At 70.3% G+C, this 18,307-nt stretch carries 20 protein-coding genes; 7 read left to right on the plus strand and 13 right to left on the minus strand.

The annotated features are described in order from the left end of the window. The first annotated feature begins 23 nt into the window (after positions 1–23). From ACFYRY_RS32720 to ACFYRY_RS32745, 6 genes are all read left to right on the plus strand, one after another. Positions 24–305 carry a metal-sensitive transcriptional regulator gene (locus ACFYRY_RS32720; RefSeq protein ID WP_389153782.1) on the plus strand — a complete coding sequence of 94 codons (282 nt, stop codon included), beginning with the start codon at positions 24–26 and terminating at the stop codon, positions 303–305. 206 nt (positions 306–511) lie between these two features. Then, on the plus strand, positions 512–904 hold the full coding sequence (locus ACFYRY_RS32725) for a BlaI/MecI/CopY family transcriptional regulator (RefSeq protein WP_389153786.1): 393 nt from the start codon (positions 512–514) through the stop codon (positions 902–904). Beyond that, complete coding sequence (locus ACFYRY_RS32730; protein WP_389153789.1) at positions 901–1,875, plus strand: M56 family metallopeptidase; 975 nt, start codon at positions 901–903, stop codon at positions 1,873–1,875. Before ACFYRY_RS32725 ends, ACFYRY_RS32730 begins: the two co-directional genes overlap by 4 nt. A 213-nt stretch (positions 1,876–2,088) precedes the next feature. After that, positions 2,089–2,946, plus strand: coding sequence for a class I SAM-dependent methyltransferase (locus ACFYRY_RS32735; RefSeq protein WP_389153792.1), 858 nt, complete (start codon positions 2,089–2,091; stop codon positions 2,944–2,946). Positions 2,947–3,046: 100 nt separating this feature from the next. Then, on the plus strand, positions 3,047–4,105 hold the full coding sequence (locus tag ACFYRY_RS32740; protein ID WP_389153795.1) for a LuxR C-terminal-related transcriptional regulator: 1,059 nt from the start codon (positions 3,047–3,049) through the stop codon (positions 4,103–4,105). 97 nt (positions 4,106–4,202) lie between these two features. Beyond that, positions 4,203–4,631 (plus strand): Fur family transcriptional regulator, encoded by a 429-nt coding sequence (locus ACFYRY_RS32745; RefSeq protein WP_389153798.1) that lies wholly within the window; start codon positions 4,203–4,205, stop codon positions 4,629–4,631. A gap of 103 nt (positions 4,632–4,734) precedes the next feature. Here the strand turns inward: ACFYRY_RS32745 and ACFYRY_RS32750 are convergent, their stop codons facing one another. The 6 genes from ACFYRY_RS32750 to asnB all read right to left on the minus strand — a co-directional run bounded on the left by ACFYRY_RS32750 (position 4,735) and on the right by asnB (position 12,048). After that, positions 4,735–5,085, minus strand: a complete 351-nt coding sequence (locus tag ACFYRY_RS32750; protein ID WP_389153801.1) for a hypothetical protein — start codon at positions 5,083–5,085, stop codon at positions 4,735–4,737. 260 nt (positions 5,086–5,345) lie between these two features. Then, a complete protein-coding gene (gene mshA, locus ACFYRY_RS32755) occupies positions 5,346–6,647 on the minus strand; it encodes a D-inositol-3-phosphate glycosyltransferase (protein WP_389153937.1) in 1,302 nt (433 codons plus the stop codon). A gap of 211 nt (positions 6,648–6,858) precedes the next feature. Further along, the gene (locus ACFYRY_RS32760) at positions 6,859–8,436 is read right to left on the minus strand and encodes a class I tRNA ligase family protein (protein ID WP_389153803.1); all 1,578 of its coding nucleotides are present in this window, start codon (positions 8,434–8,436) and stop codon (positions 6,859–6,861) included. 48 nt (positions 8,437–8,484) lie between these two features. Further along, a complete protein-coding gene (locus ACFYRY_RS32765; RefSeq protein ID WP_389153940.1) occupies positions 8,485–9,222 on the minus strand; it encodes an SDR family oxidoreductase in 738 nt (245 codons plus the stop codon). Between the two features lie 124 nt (positions 9,223–9,346). Then, positions 9,347–10,276, minus strand: coding sequence for a PrpF domain-containing protein (locus tag ACFYRY_RS32770; protein WP_389153806.1), 930 nt, complete (start codon positions 10,274–10,276; stop codon positions 9,347–9,349). After that, positions 10,273–12,048 carry an asparagine synthase (glutamine-hydrolyzing) gene (gene asnB / locus ACFYRY_RS32775; RefSeq protein ID WP_389153808.1) on the minus strand — a complete coding sequence of 592 codons (1,776 nt, stop codon included), beginning with the start codon at positions 12,046–12,048 and terminating at the stop codon, positions 10,273–10,275. The genes ACFYRY_RS32770 and asnB overlap by 4 nt, the downstream gene beginning before the upstream one ends. 150 nt (positions 12,049–12,198) lie before the next feature. On the opposite strand from asnB, the gene ACFYRY_RS32780 reads away from it, so the two are divergent. Further along, positions 12,199–12,939 carry a PIG-L deacetylase family protein gene (locus tag ACFYRY_RS32780; RefSeq protein WP_389153811.1) on the plus strand — a complete coding sequence of 247 codons (741 nt, stop codon included), beginning with the start codon at positions 12,199–12,201 and terminating at the stop codon, positions 12,937–12,939. A 9-nt stretch (positions 12,940–12,948) separates the two neighbouring features. Here the strand turns inward: ACFYRY_RS32780 and ACFYRY_RS32785 are convergent, their stop codons facing one another. From ACFYRY_RS32785 to ACFYRY_RS32815, 7 genes are read right to left on the minus strand one after another with little or no spacing between them, the layout of a single operon-like run. Beyond that, a complete protein-coding gene (locus ACFYRY_RS32785; protein ID WP_389153814.1) occupies positions 12,949–13,620 on the minus strand; it encodes a maleylpyruvate isomerase family mycothiol-dependent enzyme in 672 nt (223 codons plus the stop codon). After that, positions 13,610–14,479, minus strand: a complete 870-nt coding sequence (gene metF, locus ACFYRY_RS32790; RefSeq protein ID WP_389153943.1) for a methylenetetrahydrofolate reductase [NAD(P)H] — start codon at positions 14,477–14,479, stop codon at positions 13,610–13,612. Before metF ends, ACFYRY_RS32785 begins: the two co-directional genes overlap by 11 nt. 23 nt (positions 14,480–14,502) lie before the next feature. Next, positions 14,503–15,486: a carbohydrate kinase family protein gene (locus ACFYRY_RS32795; RefSeq protein ID WP_389153816.1), complete on the minus strand. Its 984-nt coding sequence runs from the start codon at positions 15,484–15,486 to the stop codon at positions 14,503–14,505. A gap of 1 nt (position 15,487) precedes the next feature. Further along, a complete protein-coding gene (gene metK, locus ACFYRY_RS32800) occupies positions 15,488–16,681 on the minus strand; it encodes a methionine adenosyltransferase (protein WP_389153819.1) in 1,194 nt (397 codons plus the stop codon). Position 16,682: 1 nt separating this feature from the next. Further along, complete coding sequence (locus ACFYRY_RS32805; RefSeq protein ID WP_356773743.1) at positions 16,683–16,928, minus strand: acyl carrier protein; 246 nt, start codon at positions 16,926–16,928, stop codon at positions 16,683–16,685. Continuing rightward, positions 16,925–17,437 (minus strand): holo-ACP synthase, encoded by a 513-nt coding sequence (gene acpS / locus ACFYRY_RS32810; protein WP_389153824.1) that lies wholly within the window; start codon positions 17,435–17,437, stop codon positions 16,925–16,927. Before acpS ends, ACFYRY_RS32805 begins: the two co-directional genes overlap by 4 nt. A 1-nt stretch (position 17,438) precedes the next feature. Further along, a complete protein-coding gene (locus tag ACFYRY_RS32815) occupies positions 17,439–18,173 on the minus strand; it encodes a hypothetical protein (protein WP_389153827.1) in 735 nt (244 codons plus the stop codon). Positions 18,174–18,307 lie beyond the last annotated feature (134 nt).

The raw sequence follows: 18,307 nt of genomic DNA on the forward strand, positions 1-18,307 counted from the left end.
CACCGACGACTCAGGAGGCACCCATGGCCGGATACGAGAACCATCGGGACGACGTCGTCAGGCGGCTGCGCAGGATCGAGGGCCAGGTGAGGGGGCTGCAGCGGATGGTCGAGGAGGAGACCTACTGCATCGACATCCTCACGCAGATCTCGGCCACCAACGCGGCCCTGCAGGCCTGCGCGCTGGCGCTCCTCGACGAGCACCTCAACTGCTGCGTGACCGACGCGATCGTGGAAGGCGGCGAACAGGCCAGGGCCAAGGTCACCGAGGCGTCCAGAGCCATCGCGCGACTGGTGAAGGCCTGACGGCGGGTGGTGCGGGCCTGCGGCTGCGGGGCCCGGTGCGGTGATGACCGCACCGGGCCCTGATCGCTGTCCAGCCGGACCTGCGGGGCTTGCGGGACGGACCTGTGGGACTTACGGGCCCTGCGGGACCGATCACTTGGATCACCGATGTGGCCTACGATGTGGCATCCCATGGCATCCCTACGCGGAACGAAGAAGGGGCCGACGTGCGGCGGCTTGGTGATCTGGAAGCCGAGGTGATGGACCGGCTCTGGCGATGGAGCCGCCCGGCGACGGTCCGTGAGATCTTCGACGACCTGAAGGGTGCGCGGCCCGTCGCCTACACGACCGTGTTGACGGTCGCCGACAACCTGCACCGCAAGGGCCTGCTGCGACGCCGCAAGACCGGCCGCGCATGGCTCTACACCCCCGAGTGGACCCGCGACGAATACACGGCCGGGCTGATGAAGGACGCGCTCGGACACACCGAGGACCGGGAAGCCGCGTTGCTCCGCTTCGTGGAGCACATGTCCCAGGAGGACATCTCCGCACTGGCGGCGGCCCTGCGCGCCGCGGGCCACAGTCCTGATCAGGGCAGCGACCAAGGGGCTGCTTCGTGAGCGGTTTATTCGCCCACACGGTCGAGTTGCTGCGAGCACGGCACCACGTGCTCCCGCCCCTGGCGGTCGCCGTGGCCGCCGGGCTGGTGCTGCCGCGACTGCTGGCGCGCAGCCGCTGGGCACGTGAGGTGCCGGGCCTGGCGCTCTGCGCCTGGACCGCGCTCGCGATGCTGTTGCCGATGGCCGTCTCCCTGCTGGCCGTGGAATCGCTGCTGCCCATCCCGGCCAGTCATGCCCTCTCCCACCTCGTCGAGGACTGCTTCCTGCCGCGGGGGGCGTCGTGCGACCCGCCGTCGGCCGGCCGGCTGGCGAGTCTGAGCCCTCGGGTGTGGTGCTCGCTCGCGGCCGGCGCCGCGGTGCCGGTCGCCCTCACGGTCGCCTTCGCCCGGGAACTGCTGGGCGCGCGCCGCCGTCGGGCCGAGCACGCCGACGGGCTGCGCCTGGTGGCCGCCAGGGAGCTGGCGCTGAGAGCCACGGTCGTACCGCACAGCACCCCGGTCGTGTACTGCCTGCCGGGCCGGGGCGCGCAAGTGGTGGTGAGTTCCGGGGCGCTGCGGGTCCTGACGCGGCAGCAGCTGACGGCGGTACTGGAACACGAACGGGCTCATCTGGTGGGCCGCCACCACCTGTTCCTCTGTGCCACATCGGCTCTTCGAAGGGTGCTGGGCGTCCTGCCGCTGTCCCGGCACGCGCAGGAAGAAGTGCCGCTCCTGCTGGAGATGGCCGCGGACGACCGGGCGCTGCGCGGGTCCTCCCGGGATGCGCTGGCGACAGCTCTGTACTCGCTCGCGGCCGGACAGCATCCGCGGGCCGCCTTCGCGGCGGGTGGTTCCTCGGTGGTGGTACGCATGCGCCGGATTCTCACGCCGCGGACATCAGGACATCCGGTCCTGCGGGCCGTCCTGGCGGCGCTCGTCCCGGCGGCCGTTCTCATTCCCGTGGTCGTCGCGTGCTGTTCGACACCGGTGTGACGAGGAAGACCCGCGCTGTCGCCGCGGTCGGTGGCCTTCGCCGGACGGCTGGGAGGCAACGCCGCTGGCGTACACGCGCGTTGGCGTGCACGCGCACCGTCGATGGCTGGTGCGCGTGATCCCGCACCGGACAGCATGGTCGCGGGGCGGGTTCCCGGCGGCACGGGATCCCGCCAGGACGGCAGGGACCGGTTCGAGTCATCTGGAGGAGCGGTGCACACGCAGGCGAGCACGTCGGTGACGTCCGCGCTCGACCCGGTCCCGCCGTTCCGAGCGGAGAACGCGATCACCGTCCGGCCTTACCGACTTCCCGGCCTGGAGTCCCTGGCCGAGCAGACCGACGAACAGCTCTGGCTCCAGGACGCCCTCCTCGGTCCCTTCAGCGGCGACATCGTGGGCTTTCTGGAACTGGCCAGGAGCACCGGTGGCCCTGTCCTCGATCTCGGCTCCGGTGCCGGGCGGCTCGCCGTGCCCTTCGCATCTCACGGATTCGAGGTCGAGGCCGTCGACCGGCATGCGGAGAGTCTGCGTCGACTGCGGGCGAGGGCCGAGGGCAGGGGCCGTCCGGTTCGGGACCGGGTGACCACGACGTGCGCGGACCTGACGCGGTCACGACTTCGCCGGAGGTACCAACTCGTCCTGCTGGCAGGCACGTTGGTGGCGGCGGTCGCCCCCTCCGAACGCGTCGACTTCTTCCGGTCCGTCGCCGCGCATCTGGGCAGCGGTGGCGCCCTGGCCTTCGACTACACCGCCCATGACACCGAGGCGTTGGTCCGGGACCCGGTGCGGACCTGGGCCTTCCAGGTGCCCCGATTCGACGGCGTGACCGAGCGGGCGGTGGCGCGGCAGGCCTTCGATGCGGCGGCCATGAGGGAACGGATCACCTACGACGTCGAGCGCTCGGGCGGACACGGGGCACACAGGTCGGTCACGACCACGGTCAAGTGGGTCGTCGACGAAGGGGACTTGACGCGGGATCTGCGCGCGGCCGGGCTGCGTGTCGTCGAGCGCCGACAGCGGTGGCTGGACGGCCGGACCCGTAGCGTCATGCTGGTCTGCCGAACCAAGTGATGCCCATCACACTACTATGCAGCGTCGGAGATCGGGGCGGCGGCATGTGACAAGGTGTGACCGGGGCGACTCGGAGCATCACTGAGGGGGTCACTTCGGCATGCCCAACGGCGGTGGCAGGACAGGCAAACAGTCCACTGATCTGGCACTCGCTCTCTACCAGGAACTCAGGGCGCGTGGAGCGTCGAGCCTGCGGGGCATCGCGTCGGAGATGGACCTGACCGACGACGAGACGGATCGATGTCGTAACGAACTACTCACCCTCGGCCTGGTGGTCGCCACCGGGCCGGCCCACGACAACCGCCTGGAACTGGACGCGGGCAAGGCGTCGGAGGAGCAGTCCGACGCGGTCACCGTCGTCGCCCCGGAGATCGCCCTGCTGCGCCTGCTGGAGCGGGAACGCAGCCGACTGCGCAACCATCTGGAACAGGCCGACCGCGCCCACAGCACCCTCAAGACACTGGCGGGCAACTTCCTCCGCGTGGAAATGCTCACCCAGGCGTCCGGCGTGGAGGTCGAGATCCTGCACGACTACCGCCGCATCCAGCAGGTCCTCGAGGACATCACCGTCACGGTGCGGCACGGCCTGTCCTCGATGCATCCGATCGCACGCGGCAGGGAGATCCCCGAAAGGGCACTCAACCGCGACCGACGACAGATCGAGAACGGGGTGCAGGTCCGCTCCATCTTCAGCCAACGCCTCGCCGGCGTACCGGAGGACGCCGAACACCTGCGGGCCAAGGCCGAACTGGGCGTCCAGGTCCGGCTCTCCCCCGTGGTGCCGATGAACATGATCATCGCCGACGACCAGTTCGCGATCCTCCCGGTGAACCCCGAGGACCACGCGGCCGGGGCCATCCTGGCGCACGGTTCCGCTCTGGTGCGCTCCTATCAGGCCCTGTTCGAGCACGCCTGGCACATGGCGACGCCGTTCGGCGATCAGACGCGGCCGACCCACGGGGGTGACGGCCTGCGGGAGCAGCAGCGCGCCGCTCTGCGCATGCTCGCGTCCGGGATGAAGGACGAGAAGGTGGCCCGCAATCTGGGCGTCTCCCTGCGCACGGTGAGCAGGATGATCTCCGACCTCATGCAGGAACTGGACGCCTCGAGCCGCTTCGAGGCCGGCGTACGGGCCGCTCTTCTGGGCTGGCTGGACTGAATCGGCTCCTCCGTCGCCGCGGGACCGGCGTCGGTAGATGTGGCGGGGCAAGAGGTACGATGGCCGCAAACCTTTGGTCCCCTCAGATGGCGGAGAGATGGCACTCGAAGCAGTGGCGAGCGAGCGCGACGCGGCCATCCAGCGTCTGCGTGATGTCGGTCTGCGTGTCACGAGCCCGCGTCTTGAGGTGCTGCAGGTGCTGGCCGCCGGCGGGCACCTGGACGTGGAGGGTCTGACCGCCGCGGCCCGCGAACGCCTCGGAACCCTCACCAGCCAGGCGGTCTACGAGATGCTGCGGCATTTCCTCGAGACCGGCCTCGTCACCAAGTTCGACCGTCCCGGGTGGCCGGCGGTGTTCGAGATCTCCGGCACGCCGCACCAGCACGCGATGTGCACGAACTGCGGACGGGTGGAGAACACGGTCCACGAGGCGCCGGCGCCGCCCAAAAAGGGCTTGACGGGGTGGCATATGCACGGCACGGACATCATTTTCAGGGGACTGTGCCCGGACTGCCGGGATTCTTGAGAATACGTTCGAGCGAGCAAAGACCTCAACCAGACAAAGACGAAAAGCCGTGGGGTGCGGAATACAGCACCCCACGGCTTTTCGTTGTGGCCGATCGACAGCGTTACACCTTGGGCCAGTTGTTGTCCGTGCCGTCGTCCGAGCCGGTCGGCCAGTTGTTGTCCGCGGCGTCCAGCGGCTTGGTGGGCCAGTTGTTGTCATTGGTGCCCAGCGGCTTCGGCCAGTTGTTGTCCTCGGTGCCCAGCGGCCTGCTCGGCCAGTTGTTGTCGGTACCCACGGTCGGTACCGAGGGCCAGTTGTTGTCCGAGGCCCCGGCCACCACCTGCTGCGACGGACGCCCCTCCCCCGGCATCGAGGTCAGCACCCCGGCCGCCGCGACCGCCGTACACAGAGACAGGGCGGTGGCGAGCTGGACGACGACCTTGCCGAGACCGGAGCTGCGCACTGCGAACATGTTCCCTCCAGGAGTAATCGACATTTCTCCGGAGGCCCGTGCCGCCGGGCCCCCTCGAAGACATTTCAATAATTGCGCACCCGGAATTGGGAACCAATGATTCCCCAAGTCGCAGATCTGCCATGGCATGGATGCGACAGCGGCACCTCCAGAAGGGCGATTTTCAACCACAGCATGGGAGTTGATTTCAGCCTCGAAAAACACCGGGCGTCCGGCATTATTTGGAATTCACCACTTCTTTGGTTACACCAAAGAAGCTGCTACGCTGGTACGACGGCCCTCCTGCTCCTCCAGGAGGGAGCGGCCGTAGGGGCAGGGGCGTGCCGCCGCCCCCGCCCCACCTCCGCGATCGGGTCGGTCAGGGCGTGGGTGTACACCCCCAGGGTGCGTTCGGCCGCGGCCCGCCAGCTCATCCGCTCCGCGTGACGGACGGCCGCGGATCCCATGAGTGCGGCTTCGGACGGGTTGCGCGAGAACCACAGAAGCCGCTGGGCGAACTCGACGGGGTCGTGTCCTGGTACGAGCAGCCCGGTGCCCCCGTCCCGCACCGCGGCCGACAGGCCCCCGACGGCCGCGGCCAGCACCGGAGTTCCGCAGGCCTGTGCCTCCAACGCCACCAGGCCGAAGGACTCGCTGCGTGAGGGAACCACCAGCACGTCGGCCGCTCGGTACCAGTCGGCCAGTTCCCGCTGGGGCACGGCGGACTCGAAGTGGATGACGTCGGTGAGCCCCAACCGCGCGCACATGTCCTGGAGTTCGCCGCCTGCTCGCAGACCGGTGCCACTTAGGCCCCCTACCAGCGGAACGTGCATCCGGGTGCGCAGTCCCGGCGCCTGTTGCAGCAGCGCACCCACGGCCCGGATCAGGACGTCCGGTCCTTTGAGCGGCTGGATGCGGCCGGCGAAGAGCGGGACGAAGGCCCCCTCGGGCACTCCGAGTCTGGCCCGCGCCGCACGTCTGCCGTCCGCCGGGTGGAACGTACGGGTGTCGACCCCGGGAGTGACGACCTCGGTGCGGCCGGGCGGGGCGTCATAGAGGCTGCGCAACGCCCCTGCTTCTTCGGGGGTGTTGGCGATGAGCCGGTCGGCCGCGAGGACCACTCCGCTCTCGCCTCGCACACGCGACTCGGGTTCGGGCGTGTCCCCCGGTGCCAGCGACAGGTTCTTGACCCGGGCCATGGTGTGCATGGTGTGCACGAGCGGAACATCCCAGTGGGCGGCGGCGACGGCACCGGCCAGGCCGGACAGCCAGTAGTGGGAGTGCACCACGTCGTACGGCCGGTTCGCTCCGGCACGCAGCAGCGCCAGGGAGAAGTCGAGCAGCAGCTCGGGCATGGCCTCTTTGGGAAGCGGGCGGCACTCTCCGGCCCGCAGATGCCGGACCCGCACCCCGGGGGCGAGGTCGGCCACAGGCGGCTGCCCTTCGCCACGGCACCGGGTGAACAGGTCGACGTGGGCTCCCTGTTCGGCGAGGGCACGGGACAGCTCGACCATGTAGACGTTCATTCCTCCCGCGTCCCCGGTGCCGGGCTGATGGAGCGGCGAGGTGTGCACACTGAGCATGGCGACGTTCAGGGTCACGTGGAGCTCCTTGGAAGCCAGGGCCACGCGCCCGGACGCCACGATGCGCCGGACACGCGGCGTCTTCTACGACTGATGTGCCGAACTACGGGTGTGCCGACGTACGGATGAGGTGTGGGTGCGCAGGCGGGAGAGCGGTGTGCCCACCTGGTGGCCGGCCGGACCAGGTGGGCACGCGTCGAGCGGTCGCCGGTCAGAACCCGAAGACGGGTCCGGACGGAGGCTCCAGCCGGGTTCCGGGACCCGGTGGTCGCAGCGCTTCCGGGAGCACCGGGCTTCCGGCTTTCAGCCGTAGGGCCGCGGCCAGGCGGGTGGCTCCCTCGGGCATGACGGGCCAGGCCCACGACGTCAGCGCGCAGGCCACGGCGAGCTGTGCCGCCACCGCGGGAAGATGGCCTCGCTCCCCCCGCGGCTGGTCCCGTTCGAAGACGTTGACGTAGCCGAAGTCGGCCGCGCAGTTGACCACTTCGTCCAGCACCGCCACCGCGCGACGGGGATCGAAGGCGTCGGGTCCGTACGCCTCGCGCAGGTCCTCGGCCGCCCTGTGCAGCCGGCGCCGCAGCGCCTCCCAGCCCGTACCGCCGGGCTCCACGTCCGGCACCAGCCCCCTGCAGTCCTCCCGCACGGCCGTGAACAGACGGCTCAGCCAGCTGTTCCAGGTGGCCTCCAACACCTGCCGGGTACGGTGCAGTTCGTCCCGGTGGAACCCGGTGCTGCGGCCCAGCGGCCGCAGTTGCAGGACGTGGCGGCGCAGGGTGTCCGAACCGAACTCGGTGAGCAGGTCGAGGGCCCATACGCCGGGCCCGCCGTCCACGGTCCCTCGGTCCGTGTCGACGCGGTAGGTCTCGTTGACGTAGATCTCCTGGGGGAGCTTCATGCCGCGTGCGATGAGGATGGCGGGCAACAGCACGGCGTGACAGAAGGCGTGCTCGAATCCGCAGAAGTGGATGGCACGCTCGGGCAACGGCTCGTCGTCCTGGCCGTAGCCGAAGAGCTGCATGACGACGGACTCGAAGCACGCGTCGATCCGGTGCTCCCCGAAGTCGTCGATGGGGATCGGGACGCCCCAGTCCCCCGGGTGTCCGACACACACGTCCGGCAGCCCGTCGTCGAGGAGACCGCGGCACAGCGCCGTCAGCCGGGGTGGCAGGGCGGTCGAGGCCCAGTGGTCGGCCAGCGCGTCGCGCATCGGTTCCAGGGGGAGATACAGGCGCCGGCAGCGGCGCGGCCGGCCCGCGGAGCCGCACAGGGCGCAGACCGGGTCGATGAGATCGGCGTCCGTCGGTCGGGCGCACGCCTGGCACAGGCTGCCGTCGGCGCGGGCGCCACAGCTCGAACAGGCTCCGACGACGAAGGCGCCGTACAGCCATCGTTCGCAGGAGGTGCAGTACGGCTGGAGACGGGTGCGGGCGACGATGGCGTCCCGTGCGAACAGTTCCAGGAAGATGTTCTGCTGCCAGCGCTGATAACCGCGATCGTGGCGGGGACGGACGATGTGGTCGAACTCCACGCCGGAACGCAGCCAGTCGGCGGTGATGGCGGCGCGGTAGCCCTCGGCCACCTCCTCCGGCTTGCGGCCGCCGCGTAACGCGCGGACCTCCACGGAGTCGGCGTGGTCGGCGGTGCCCGTGCTGAAGAGCACCGGCTGACCGTCGGCACGCAGAAAGCGGCTGAGCACGTCGGCGGCCACGTACGGACCGGCGAGGTGCCCGATGTGCAGTTCGCCGTGGCTGGCTGGTGGAGTCGCGGTGATCCACAGGGGGGTGCTCATGGACGGTCCTCCTTGGCGGTGGTGCGAGCGGCTGCCGGTCGTGGGCCGTCAGCGGGGCTCGAAGTGGAACGAGCGGATGAAGCAGTCGCGGGGCTGCTCGACCGCGTAGACGATGCATTCGAAGAGGGCCTGGGTCGTGAGCTTCTCGTCCCGGTACTGGGCGTTCCGACCCGTGCCCTGCCATTCCACGGACCGTGGGTCCGAAGTGGAATAGTCGGGCGGATAGAGGGAGAAGACCCGCACTCCGGAAGGGCGCAGCCGACGCCCGAGGATCTCCGCGAATCCCGCCTGGGCGCCTTTGGCGGCGTGGAAAGCCTCGTGGGCCGGAAAATCACCGGCTCCGCCCGGTTGGCACACGGCGACCATGTTGATGATGTCGGGACGCTTGGAGACGCGCAGCAGCGGCAGGAAATGCTTGACCATGAGGACGGTGCCGCCGGCCGTGGATTCGATGGTCTCGACGATCGAGTCGTCCGAAGCCCCCTCGAGATCCATGCCGTCGAGCCACCGGGCACCGTTGTTGACCAGGAGATCGACCCGGTCGGTACGTTCGCCCACCTGCCGGGCGAAGCCCCGGATCTCGGCCGGCTTGCTCAGGTCGCAGCCGAAGGCGTGGATTCGACTTCGGGCCTCGCCCATGACTTCGGTCCTGGTGCGTTCCGCGGCTTCCACCGTGCGGGCGGACACAAAGACTTCCGCGCCGAGGTGGGCGAATCCGATGGCGATCGCCCGCCCGAAATACCGGGATGCCCCGGTCACCACGACACGCATGTTCTCGAACTTCATTCTGGAAACCACTCCCCCGGTCGGGACGCAGAACGGCCGCATTCCTTTTGTTCTGCAAGGAACAGGGGCCGATCACCAGCGTGGCAGAGAGACGACAGTCAATCCGCCGTGAGCGGTTGCGTATTCACGCCGTGACGTGGATACGCCAGGGCAGGGGCACGGCACGTTCGAGGACGCGGGCTCGCTTGCCGTGCACGGACACACCCAGCAGTCGGCCCGCACGGACGGCGGCGGACGCCTGAGCGTCACCCCCCGGGGTGCGCATGGTCAAGCGGCCCCTCACACCGGCCATGAGACGCCACGGCACACAGCCCGGCACCACGGTGGCCGCTGCCAGGCAGGTGCTGCCGGTCAGCGCGAGGGAGGGGTGCCAGCCCGCCACCGTGACCGCCCGCACCGACAGACGGCCAGGGGCGTACGACCCCACCACGGCGATCTTGGGCAGTGCCCCGTGCCCGGGAAGCCCCAACAGGCGGGCGGCCGCTGTCCGCACCCGGAGCAGCCGCCCGAGGACGTCGTCACGGGCGGCGAAGAGAGCTTCCTGCGAACTCAGTCCGAGCAGACCTGCCTCGACGAAGACATAGGGGTTTCCATAGCGGACGATCGAGACGGGCAGACCGCACAACCGGTCCACGGGGCGCCCGGTGGGCAGCAGTGCCGACACGTCGGCGGCCCGCTCCAGTCGCACCGTGTACGCGCCGCCGGGCTCCGGCTCGCAGACCACCGGGTCTCCCGTGGTCACCGCCCGCACCCGCACCCGGCCGGGCAGTCCCGCGCTGACGGTGGCCGCGAGCAGTGAATGGCCGCAGCCGGCCCGGAAGTCGGCGCCGTCGGCCAGCGTCTGGACGAACCGGTAGTCCAGGTCGAAGGCCGCGTCGACCGGCCTTCCGTACAGCGCCACCTTGTGGATCCGGCCGAGTCCGCTCTCCCGCAGCCACGTCCTCAGGGCCGCGAGTTCGGCGGACGAGGCCAGGGATCCCGGCGGCAGTCGGTCGCTGTCCACCACCAGAGTGGGACAGGGCGCGCCTTCGGCCTGGACGATGTCGGCGATCACGCCGCCCAGCCGACGGGCACCCTCAGCCCCTGGACGACGTCCCTCCACAGTTCGTGCACGGCCAGCGCCCACAAGGTGAGCGCGTCGGTGTCCGAGGGTCGGTCGAGGTGCCGGTCGAACAGTGCCCGCACCCGATCGGGCCGCACCTGCCCGGCCCGGGACAGCCTGGCCGGCGACAGCAGTTCACGGACCGGCTCCAGCAACGGCCCGCCGGGAGCGATCATGGCGGTGAGCGGCAGTGTGAAGGGCTGCTTGGGCCGGTTCAGGACGGCCCGGGGCAGCAGGCCCGCGCCCGCTTCGTACAGCGCGCGTTTGCCGTGCCTCTGCTCGGCCGGCAGCGTCCGGGCGAGGGCGACCACGGACGGCTGACAGAACGGCATTCTCGCCTCCACGGCCCAGGCCATGCTGAGGTGGTCGACACGCCGCAGGTGGTAGGCGGGCAGCCTCCGGCGCGTCTCGAAGCGGGTGAGTGTGTCGAGGCGGTTGGATCCTTCGGCTCGGGCGGCGCGCAGTTCGGCCGTGATGTGGTCGGCCACGGAGCCGCGTTCGGCGATGAAGGCCCGGTAGTCGGGGGTGTAGAGCCGTTCGCGTAGCAGCCTTGGGGCGGCGGCGAGGGCGTCGACGTACGCGCCCGTCCAGTCACTGCCGGCCGGGGCCGCCAGGGCGGCGCGCACCCGGTCGTAGCCGCCGAAGAGTTCGTCGGCGCCGTCGCCGGTGAGCGCGACGGTGAATCCCGCGCCGTGCACCGCCCGGAACAGCGCGTACGTGCTCAGCGCGATGGGGTCGGCGTTGGGCTGGCCCAGGTGCCGGGTCGTGCGGGTGAGCAGGGACACCAACTCCTCGGAGTCCACCTCGACGTGGTGGTGGACCGTACGGGCGCGGCGGGCGACGGCCCTGGCGTAGGCGCCCTCCGCGTGGGGCCAGCGTCCCCGGTACCCCAGGTGGAACGTGTGCAGGGGTGCGGCCTCCTCGGCGGCGAGGGCGGTCACCAGCCCGGAGTCCAGGCCTCCGCTGGTGATGGCGCACAGGGGGACGTCGGCGCGGGCCAGCCGGTGCACTTCGTGGCGCAGGGTGTCCAGCAGACCGGCGCCCGGCGCGGCCGTACGCGGACGGCGACGGGCCACGCGTAACCCGCGGGTGCCGCGGGCCACCGCGGTCGCGCCGGGCGGAAGAACCCGGATGCCGCGCAACGCGGTGTCGGTCCCGAAGGGTGTCTTGGTGGCCAGGACGGTGTCGAGTGTCTCCTCACGGGGATCGGCCGGCACTCCGTCGAAGGCGAGCAGTGCCGGGATCTCGGAGGCGAACCGGACAGCTCCGCCCGGCCCTTCGTGGTAGTGGATGGGCTTCATGCCCATCTCGTCGACGGCGAGCACGAGTTGAGGCGTGGCGCGCAGGTCGAGTATCGCGATCGCGTACATGCCGTCCAGTTCCTCGGCGAACGCGGGGCCGTATTCGGCGTAGAGCGCGGGCAGCACACCGCCGTCGCAGGCGTCCGGGAAGACATGACCGCGCGCCGCCAGCCGGCGCCGCAGTTCACGGTGGTTGTAGATCTCACCGTTGAGTACCGCCAGGACTCCCGGGACGGTCCCGAGCCGCAAGGGCTGGGCACCACCGACCGGTTCGGTGACGGCGAGACGGTCACACCCGAGTGACCATCCGCGGCCGGTGAGCAGTCCACGCTCGTCGGGGCCGCCGTGTCGCTGCCGGGCGGACACCGTGTCCAGCTCAGGACCAGTGGCCGCCACGGCGAAGGAGCCGAAGATCCTGCACATGCCGGTCGCCTCCGGATCTCTTGCTTGTCATCGACTGCTTCGGATTGTTTTGAATCTACCAATTATTTGGGTGGCACGTAAGTGCCATGTCTCGGACACGCCACGGATCCGGTCTTGCCGCCCCCGCACAACGGACAAGAGGCTTGCCTCATGGATGAGTTCAGGCCCGACGCCCCCGACCGCAGCGCGCCCGAGCGACTGCTCGTGGTGGCCGCCCACCCGGACGACATCGAGTTCTGCGTCAGTGGCACGGTGATGCGGTGGATATCCGGCGGCACCCGCGCGACGTACTGCATCGTGACGGACGGTGACGCCGGCGGGTACGACGAGCGGCTGCCGCGCCAGGCGATGGCGGATCTCCGCCGCGCCGAGCAGGTCCATTCGGCCAAGCTCAGCGGGGTGCACGACGTGCGGTTCCTCGGTTACCCGGACAGTTTCGTCGAACCGAGCGCGCACCTTCGGCGCGATCTGTGCCGGGTGATCCGCCAGGTACGTCCACAGCGGGTGATCATCCCCAGCCCGGAGATCAACTGGAAGCGGGTCGCGGACCTGCACCCCGACCACCGCGCGGTCGGCGACGCCGCACTGCGCGCGGTGTACCCGGAGGCCCGCAACCCCTTCGCGCACCCCCAGTTGCTCAAGGACGAAGGTCTCGAGCCCTGGGTGGTGCGGGAGTTGTGGCTCATGACAGGGCCGACACCCAACCAGTACGTCGACGTCACCCCCGTCTTCGACCGCAAGGTGGACGCCCTGCGCATCCACACCTCGCAGACGGCCCACTTCGAGGATCTGGCCGGCCTGCTGCGCGACTGGCTGACCGAGCACGCCCGAGCGGGCGGCCTTCCCACGGGCCGCCTCGCCGAGGCCTTCCAGGTGGTGCACGTCGACTGACCCGTACGGTCAGCGGTAGATGAGCAGTTCCTGCTCGTCGGCGCGGAGCAACCGGTACCGCGTGCCGACGAGCGGCCGCCCCGCATAGATGCGGATCAGCGTCGCCACGTCCCCGTGGAACTCGGCCACCGAACGCCCTTCCTCGGGCCTGCCCAGGACGACCGGGGCCGGGTGACCGGTGAGATGGGCGCGCAGCAACGGGGTGTCACGCCTGCCACTGGTCACTGCCAGCAGCGGGATCGCGTACCGGATGCCGGCCCCCTCGTACGCGCCCGGCTCGCCCAGCGCCTCCCGTACGTCCCCGGCGTGCACCCACTCCCCCAGAGCGACCGCGTCCAGCAGGCCGTCGTCGTGCGGGGCGATGGCGGGCCCTGCCTCCGTGAAGCCGCGTTCCAACTCGTCCAGGACACGCCGCAACGGCCATTCCTCGCGTTCGGCGACGTCGGCCGCGTTCGACGCCGGCAGGAACACCCCTTCCTCCAGGCGTCCCTCCACGATCCGCATCAGCGCCGCACCGCAGTGGGCGAGGACCTGACGCACCGTCCAGCCCGGGCAGGCCGTGCGCAGCTCGAAACGCTCCTCGGGCGTCTCACGGAGCAGCGGCATGAGGGCGTCGCGCTCGGTGAGCAGCAGCCGGCCGGGAAGCTCGGGGTCACGCTCAGTGGGGCGGTCAGCGGGCACTGAGGCTCCTTGAGTCCTGAAGGGTCCGGTGGATGTCGACGGCCGCGGTCGAGCGGTTCAGGGTGATGTAGTGCAGCCCCGGGGCGCCCTCGGCGAGCAGTCTGTCGCCCATCGCGACGGCGTGGTCCACGCCGACGCGGTACGCGGTGGCTGGGTCGTCGCGGGCGGCTTCGAGCCGATGGGCCAGGTCCTCGGGGAACGCGGCGTCGCTGAGCTCGGCGAATCGGCGGATCTGCCGTACGTCGGTGGCCGGCATGATCTCGGGAATGATCGGCGTGTGGCAGCCGGCCGCGGCCACCCGGTCCCGGAAGCGAAGGTAGTCCTCGGGACGGAAGAACATCTGCGTGATGGCGTAGTCGGCGCCGGCCCGGCACTTCGCCACGAAGTGCCTGAGGTCGCTGTCCGGGTCCGGCGAACGGGGGTGGCCCTCGGGGAAGGCGGCCACCCCGATCCTGAAGTCACCGAGCGAGCGCACCAGTTCGACCAGCTGGTAGGCGTAGGTGAGGCCGTCCGGGTGAGGCAGCCACCGCCCCCTCGGGTCGCCCGGCGGATCGCCCCGCAGCACCAGCACGTCACGTATGCCCGCGTCCGCGTAGGCTCCGACGATCTGCCGCAGCTCGGCCACCGAGTGGCCCACCGCGGTGAGATGGGCCACCGGACGCAAGGTCGTCTCCGCGGCGATCCGGTGGGTGATCGAGACGGTGCGGTCCCTTGACGTGCCTCCGGCTCCGTAGGTGACGGAGACGAAGTCGGGCCGCAGGGCCTCGACCCGGCGTACGGCGTCCCACAGGGCGCGCTCCCCGCCGGGTGTCCTCGGGGGGAAGAACTCGAAGGAGAAGGTCGTCGTCATGTCCTGCATCCCGGTGTCGAAGTGACCCTCCCTCACCGCAACTCCCGTAGGTGTGCGAGGAGATGGGCGGCGCATCCGACCCCGTACGTCGACCTCAGACGCGCCATCAGCGGCTCCCGGTGCAGGCGGTACTCCTGCGTTCCCACGTAGTCGAGCACGGTGGCCGCCAGGACGCACCCGAGTTGGGCCGCGCACTTCTCGGGTACGCCCCAGGCGACACCGGCCAGGAAGCCGGCCCGGAAGGCGTCACCGACGCCCGTGGGGTCCACCACGCCGGGCACCTCGACCGCGGGCACCGTCAGGACGCGACCGCCGTCCCGGTGGATGCGCACCCCCTTGTTGCCCCGGGTGACGACCCAGCAGCCCACCCGACGCAGGATCTCCGCGTCCGTCAGTCCGGTCCGCTCCCGCAGAAGGGCGGCCTCGTACTCGTTGGTGAACAGCCAGCGGGCGCCGTCGACGAGGTCGAGCACCTGCTCCCCGGTGAGACCGGCCAGCTGCTGGGAGGGGTCGGCGGCGAACGGTATGCCGAGCAGACGGCAGGCCCGGGTGTGCCTGACCATCGCCTCGGGGTCGTCGGGCGAGACCATGACCAGGCTGATCCGTCCCACTCGGGCGAGGACCTGGGCGAGGTCGATGGTGCGCGCCTCGGCCATGGCGCCGGCGTAGAACGTCGCGATCTGGTTCTGCATCCGGTCCGTGGTGCAGACGAACCGTGCGGTGTGCAGATCCTCGCGGACGAGCACGGAGTCGGTGTCGACTCCGTGCTCCTTGAGCCGGACCCGGTACGGCTCGAAGTCGCCGCCGACCGCGCCGACCAGCACCGGCCGCAGGCCGAGTTGGCCCAGGCCGTAGGAGATGTTCGCCGCCACCCCGCCGCGCCGTACGTCCAGCCGGTCGGCGAGGAACGACAGCGAGACCCGGTCCAGGCGGTCGGCCAGCAGATGGTCCGTGAACACCCCGGGGAAGGACATCAGATGGTCGGTCGCGATGGAGCCGGTGACAGCGATCCGCATCTCAGCCCTCCACCGCGCTGAGCAGTGCCTCGGCGCGATCGGTCCGCTCCCAGGTGAAGTCGGGGAGTTCGCGGCCGAAGTGGCCGTAGGCCGCGGTCTGCGCGTAGACCGGCCGCAGCAGGTCCAGGTCCCGCACGATGGCGGCCGGGCGCAGGTCGAAGACGTCGGTGACGGCCTGCTGGATCCGCCCGACGGGGACGGTCCCGGTGCCGAAGGTCTCCACGAACAGGCCCACCGGGGCGGCCTTGCCGATGGCGTACGCGACCTGCACCTCGCAGCGCGCGGCCAGCCCTGCCGCCACCACGTTCTTGGCGACCCAGCGCATCGCGTATGCCGCCGAGCGGTCCACCTTCGACGGGTCCTTGCCGGAGAACGCGCCACCGCCGTGGCGGGCCATGCCTCCGTAGGTATCGATGATGATCTTGCGTCCGGTCAGGCCGGCGTCGCCCATCGGACCGCCGATCTCGAACCGGCCGGTGGGGTTGACCAGCAGCCGGTACCCGTCGCTTTCCAGGCTGATGCCCTGCTCGGCGAGTGCCTTGAGTTCCGGATCGACCACGGACTCCCGGATGTCCGGCGTCAGGAGACCGTCCAGGCTGATGTCGGCGGCGTGCTGGGAGGAGACGACCACGGTGTCCAGGCGCACGGGCCGGTCCCCGTCGTACTCGATGGTGACCTGGGTCTTGCCGTCGGGCCGCAGGTAGGGGCAGGTGCCGTTCTTGCGGACGTCCGCCAGGCGGCGGGCCAGCCGGTGCGCCAGATGGATCGGCAGGGGCATGAGTTCGGGGGTGTCGTCGCAGGCGTACCCGAACATCAGGCCCTGGTCGCCGGCGCCCTGCCGGTCGAGGTCGTCGCCGTCCTTGCCCGCTGTGTCCACGCCCCGTGCGATGTCGGGTGACTGGGCGCCGATCGACACGGAGACACCGCAGGACGCGCCGTCGAATCCCTTGGCCGAGGAGTCGTATCCGATGCCGAGGACGGTGTCGCGCACCAGTTGGGCGATCGGGGCGTAGGCGCGGGTGGTGACCTCGCCCGCCACGTGCACCTGGCCCGTGGTGATCAGGGTTTCCACGGCGACACGTGAGGCGGGGTCCTGCGCCAGCAGGGTGTCCAGGATCGTGTCGCTGATCTGGTCGGCGATCTTGTCGGGGTGCCCCTCGGTGACGGACTCGGAGGTGAAGAGCCGCCGGCCCATGTCACTTCACCTCCGCACAGAAGAAGTGGGTGTCGATGGCGTCGAGGGTCCGGATCGCGTCGACCTCGAGGGTCTCCATCTCGATGGTCTGTCCGCTGAGCTGTTCGAGGAGGAAGACGAACTCCACGAAGGAGAGCGAGTCGATCAGCCGGTTCTCGATCAGGTCGAGGTCCCGCGGGATGTCCTCGCGGTCCGGGTGGCGCTTGAGGATCCAGTCCTTGACCTGCTGCAGAGGGGAGTCGGTCATGGCAGTACTCCTTGGTCCTTGAGTGGCTGTGACGGATGTGATGGATGTGATGCAGGGGCTTCGACGGCTGTTTCCCGCCTGGGGGCGGGCGGATCGCCGAGGATGGGAGCGGCGACGGCCACCGCGTAGTCCACGTCGTGGCTGATGCTCACGGTGATGTCGGTGATGCCGGATTCGGCGGCCATCTCGGCGGCGCGGCGGCGCAGTTCGACCAGCGGCCAGCCGCCGTCCGACCGCCGCACCACGATGTCCCGCCAGGGCAGGAAACGCCCCTGGACGCGCAGGGTCTTGAAGGCGGCTTCCTTGGCCGCGATCCGCCCGCACAGGCTGAGCAGGTCGAGGCCCTGGGAGGTTTCGCAGTCGGCCAGTTCGCCCGGGTCGAGCATCCGACCGAAGAAATCCTCGCCGTACTCGGTGAGCAGTCGGTGGACGCGTTTGACGGACACGATGTCCATGCCGAGGTTCGCCCACCCCAGGCCGCCGCCCGCGGCGGTGGGACGGGCCGGCATGTCAGACCACCGGCCCGGCCGCGGCCAGCTGTGCCGACGCGGTGCGCACCGCGTCGTTCGCCGCGGCCCAGCTGCCGTGGCGCCGGGTCAGGGCGGACAGCCAGCGTTCCAGCCCGAAGGCGACGCAGCTGGTGAAGGCGGGGCCGCCGGTGCCGCCCAGGGTGATGGAGCAACGGTCACCGAAGAAGTTGCGGTGGGTGTTGACCGAGGCGATCGCCAGGTCCTCGTAGAGGAACTCGTGCTTGACCGGGGTCAGCCGCTGCAGAACGGCCTTGGAGCCGCCCTTGTCGTAGAAGGGGTCGCTGGCCGCTTCCTTGCGCAGCGGCAGGTCCAGCGCTCGGGCGAACGCGGTGATGCGGTCGGTGAAGGCACACAGGTGGCTCTCGGCGTGTTCGCGGCTGCCGAGCGCCACGATCTCCCGCATCCGGAAGCCCAGTTGCCGGCGCAGGCCCTCGTAGTGGTTCTCCTTGCGGAAGCACCAGCCGACGACCGTGACGAGCGTGTTCTCGGTGATCTCACGCCCCTCGTGGTCGAGGTAGACGGCGTAGCAGGAGGCGGAGGGAAGGCCGAACTCGGCGGGCTGGAGGGCCCCGCAGGGGAAACAGCCGGTGTCGGCACAGAACTCGCCGCGCCGGTCGACCTCGATGGGCGTGGCGACCACGGCCTGGTGCGGGAAGTTCTCGTAGTAGTCCAGCCGCTTGAGGTCGGCGGCCGGCAGCAGCGGGGGCATGGTCATGGACTGGGCCCCGGCGGCGGCCCCCCAGCTTTCGAAAGTGTCGTCGAGCAGCCGCAGCAGGGCCGTGCCTTCGGGCCCCAGGGACGGGAGGCCGCGTGATTCCCGTGCGGAACATCGTTCTTGGGCAAGGGTGT

This window comes from Streptomyces sp. NPDC005263, assembly GCF_042872365.1.
GTDB lineage: Bacteria > Actinomycetota > Actinomycetes > Streptomycetales > Streptomycetaceae > Streptomyces.

Excerpts from the sequence above, each read along its gene's own strand:
- ACFYRY_RS32720 (WP_389153782.1), top strand. The coding sequence starts at position 24 with ATGGCCGGATACGAGAACCATCGGGACGACGTCGTCAGGCGGCTGCGC.
- ACFYRY_RS32740 (WP_389153795.1), top strand. The coding sequence starts at position 3,047 with ATGCCCAACGGCGGTGGCAGGACAGGCAAACAGTCCACTGATCTGGCA.
- ACFYRY_RS32745 (WP_389153798.1), top strand. The coding sequence starts at position 4,203 with ATGGCACTCGAAGCAGTGGCGAGCGAGCGCGACGCGGCCATCCAGCGT.
- ACFYRY_RS32750 (WP_389153801.1), bottom strand. The coding sequence starts at position 5,085 with ATGTTCGCAGTGCGCAGCTCCGGTCTCGGCAAGGTCGTCGTCCAGCTC.
- mshA (WP_389153937.1), bottom strand. The coding sequence starts at position 6,647 with ATGCTCAGTGTGCACACCTCGCCGCTCCATCAGCCCGGCACCGGGGAC.
- ACFYRY_RS32760 (WP_389153803.1), bottom strand. The coding sequence starts at position 8,436 with ATGAGCACCCCCCTGTGGATCACCGCGACTCCACCAGCCAGCCACGGC.
- ACFYRY_RS32765 (WP_389153940.1), bottom strand. The coding sequence starts at position 9,222 with ATGAAGTTCGAGAACATGCGTGTCGTGGTGACCGGGGCATCCCGGTAT.
- asnB (WP_389153808.1), bottom strand. The coding sequence starts at position 12,048 with ATGTGCAGGATCTTCGGCTCCTTCGCCGTGGCGGCCACTGGTCCTGAG.
- ACFYRY_RS32780 (WP_389153811.1), top strand. The coding sequence starts at position 12,199 with ATGGATGAGTTCAGGCCCGACGCCCCCGACCGCAGCGCGCCCGAGCGA.
- metF (WP_389153943.1), bottom strand. The coding sequence starts at position 14,479 with ATGCAGGACATGACGACGACCTTCTCCTTCGAGTTCTTCCCCCCGAGG.
- ACFYRY_RS32795 (WP_389153816.1), bottom strand. The coding sequence starts at position 15,486 with ATGCGGATCGCTGTCACCGGCTCCATCGCGACCGACCATCTGATGTCC.
- metK (WP_389153819.1), bottom strand. The coding sequence starts at position 16,681 with ATGGGCCGGCGGCTCTTCACCTCCGAGTCCGTCACCGAGGGGCACCCC.
- ACFYRY_RS32805 (WP_356773743.1), bottom strand. The coding sequence starts at position 16,928 with ATGACCGACTCCCCTCTGCAGCAGGTCAAGGACTGGATCCTCAAGCGC.
- acpS (WP_389153824.1), bottom strand. The coding sequence starts at position 17,437 with ATGCCGGCCCGTCCCACCGCCGCGGGCGGCGGCCTGGGGTGGGCGAAC.
- ACFYRY_RS32815 (WP_389153827.1), bottom strand. The coding sequence starts at position 18,173 with ATGACCATGCCCCCGCTGCTGCCGGCCGCCGACCTCAAGCGGCTGGAC.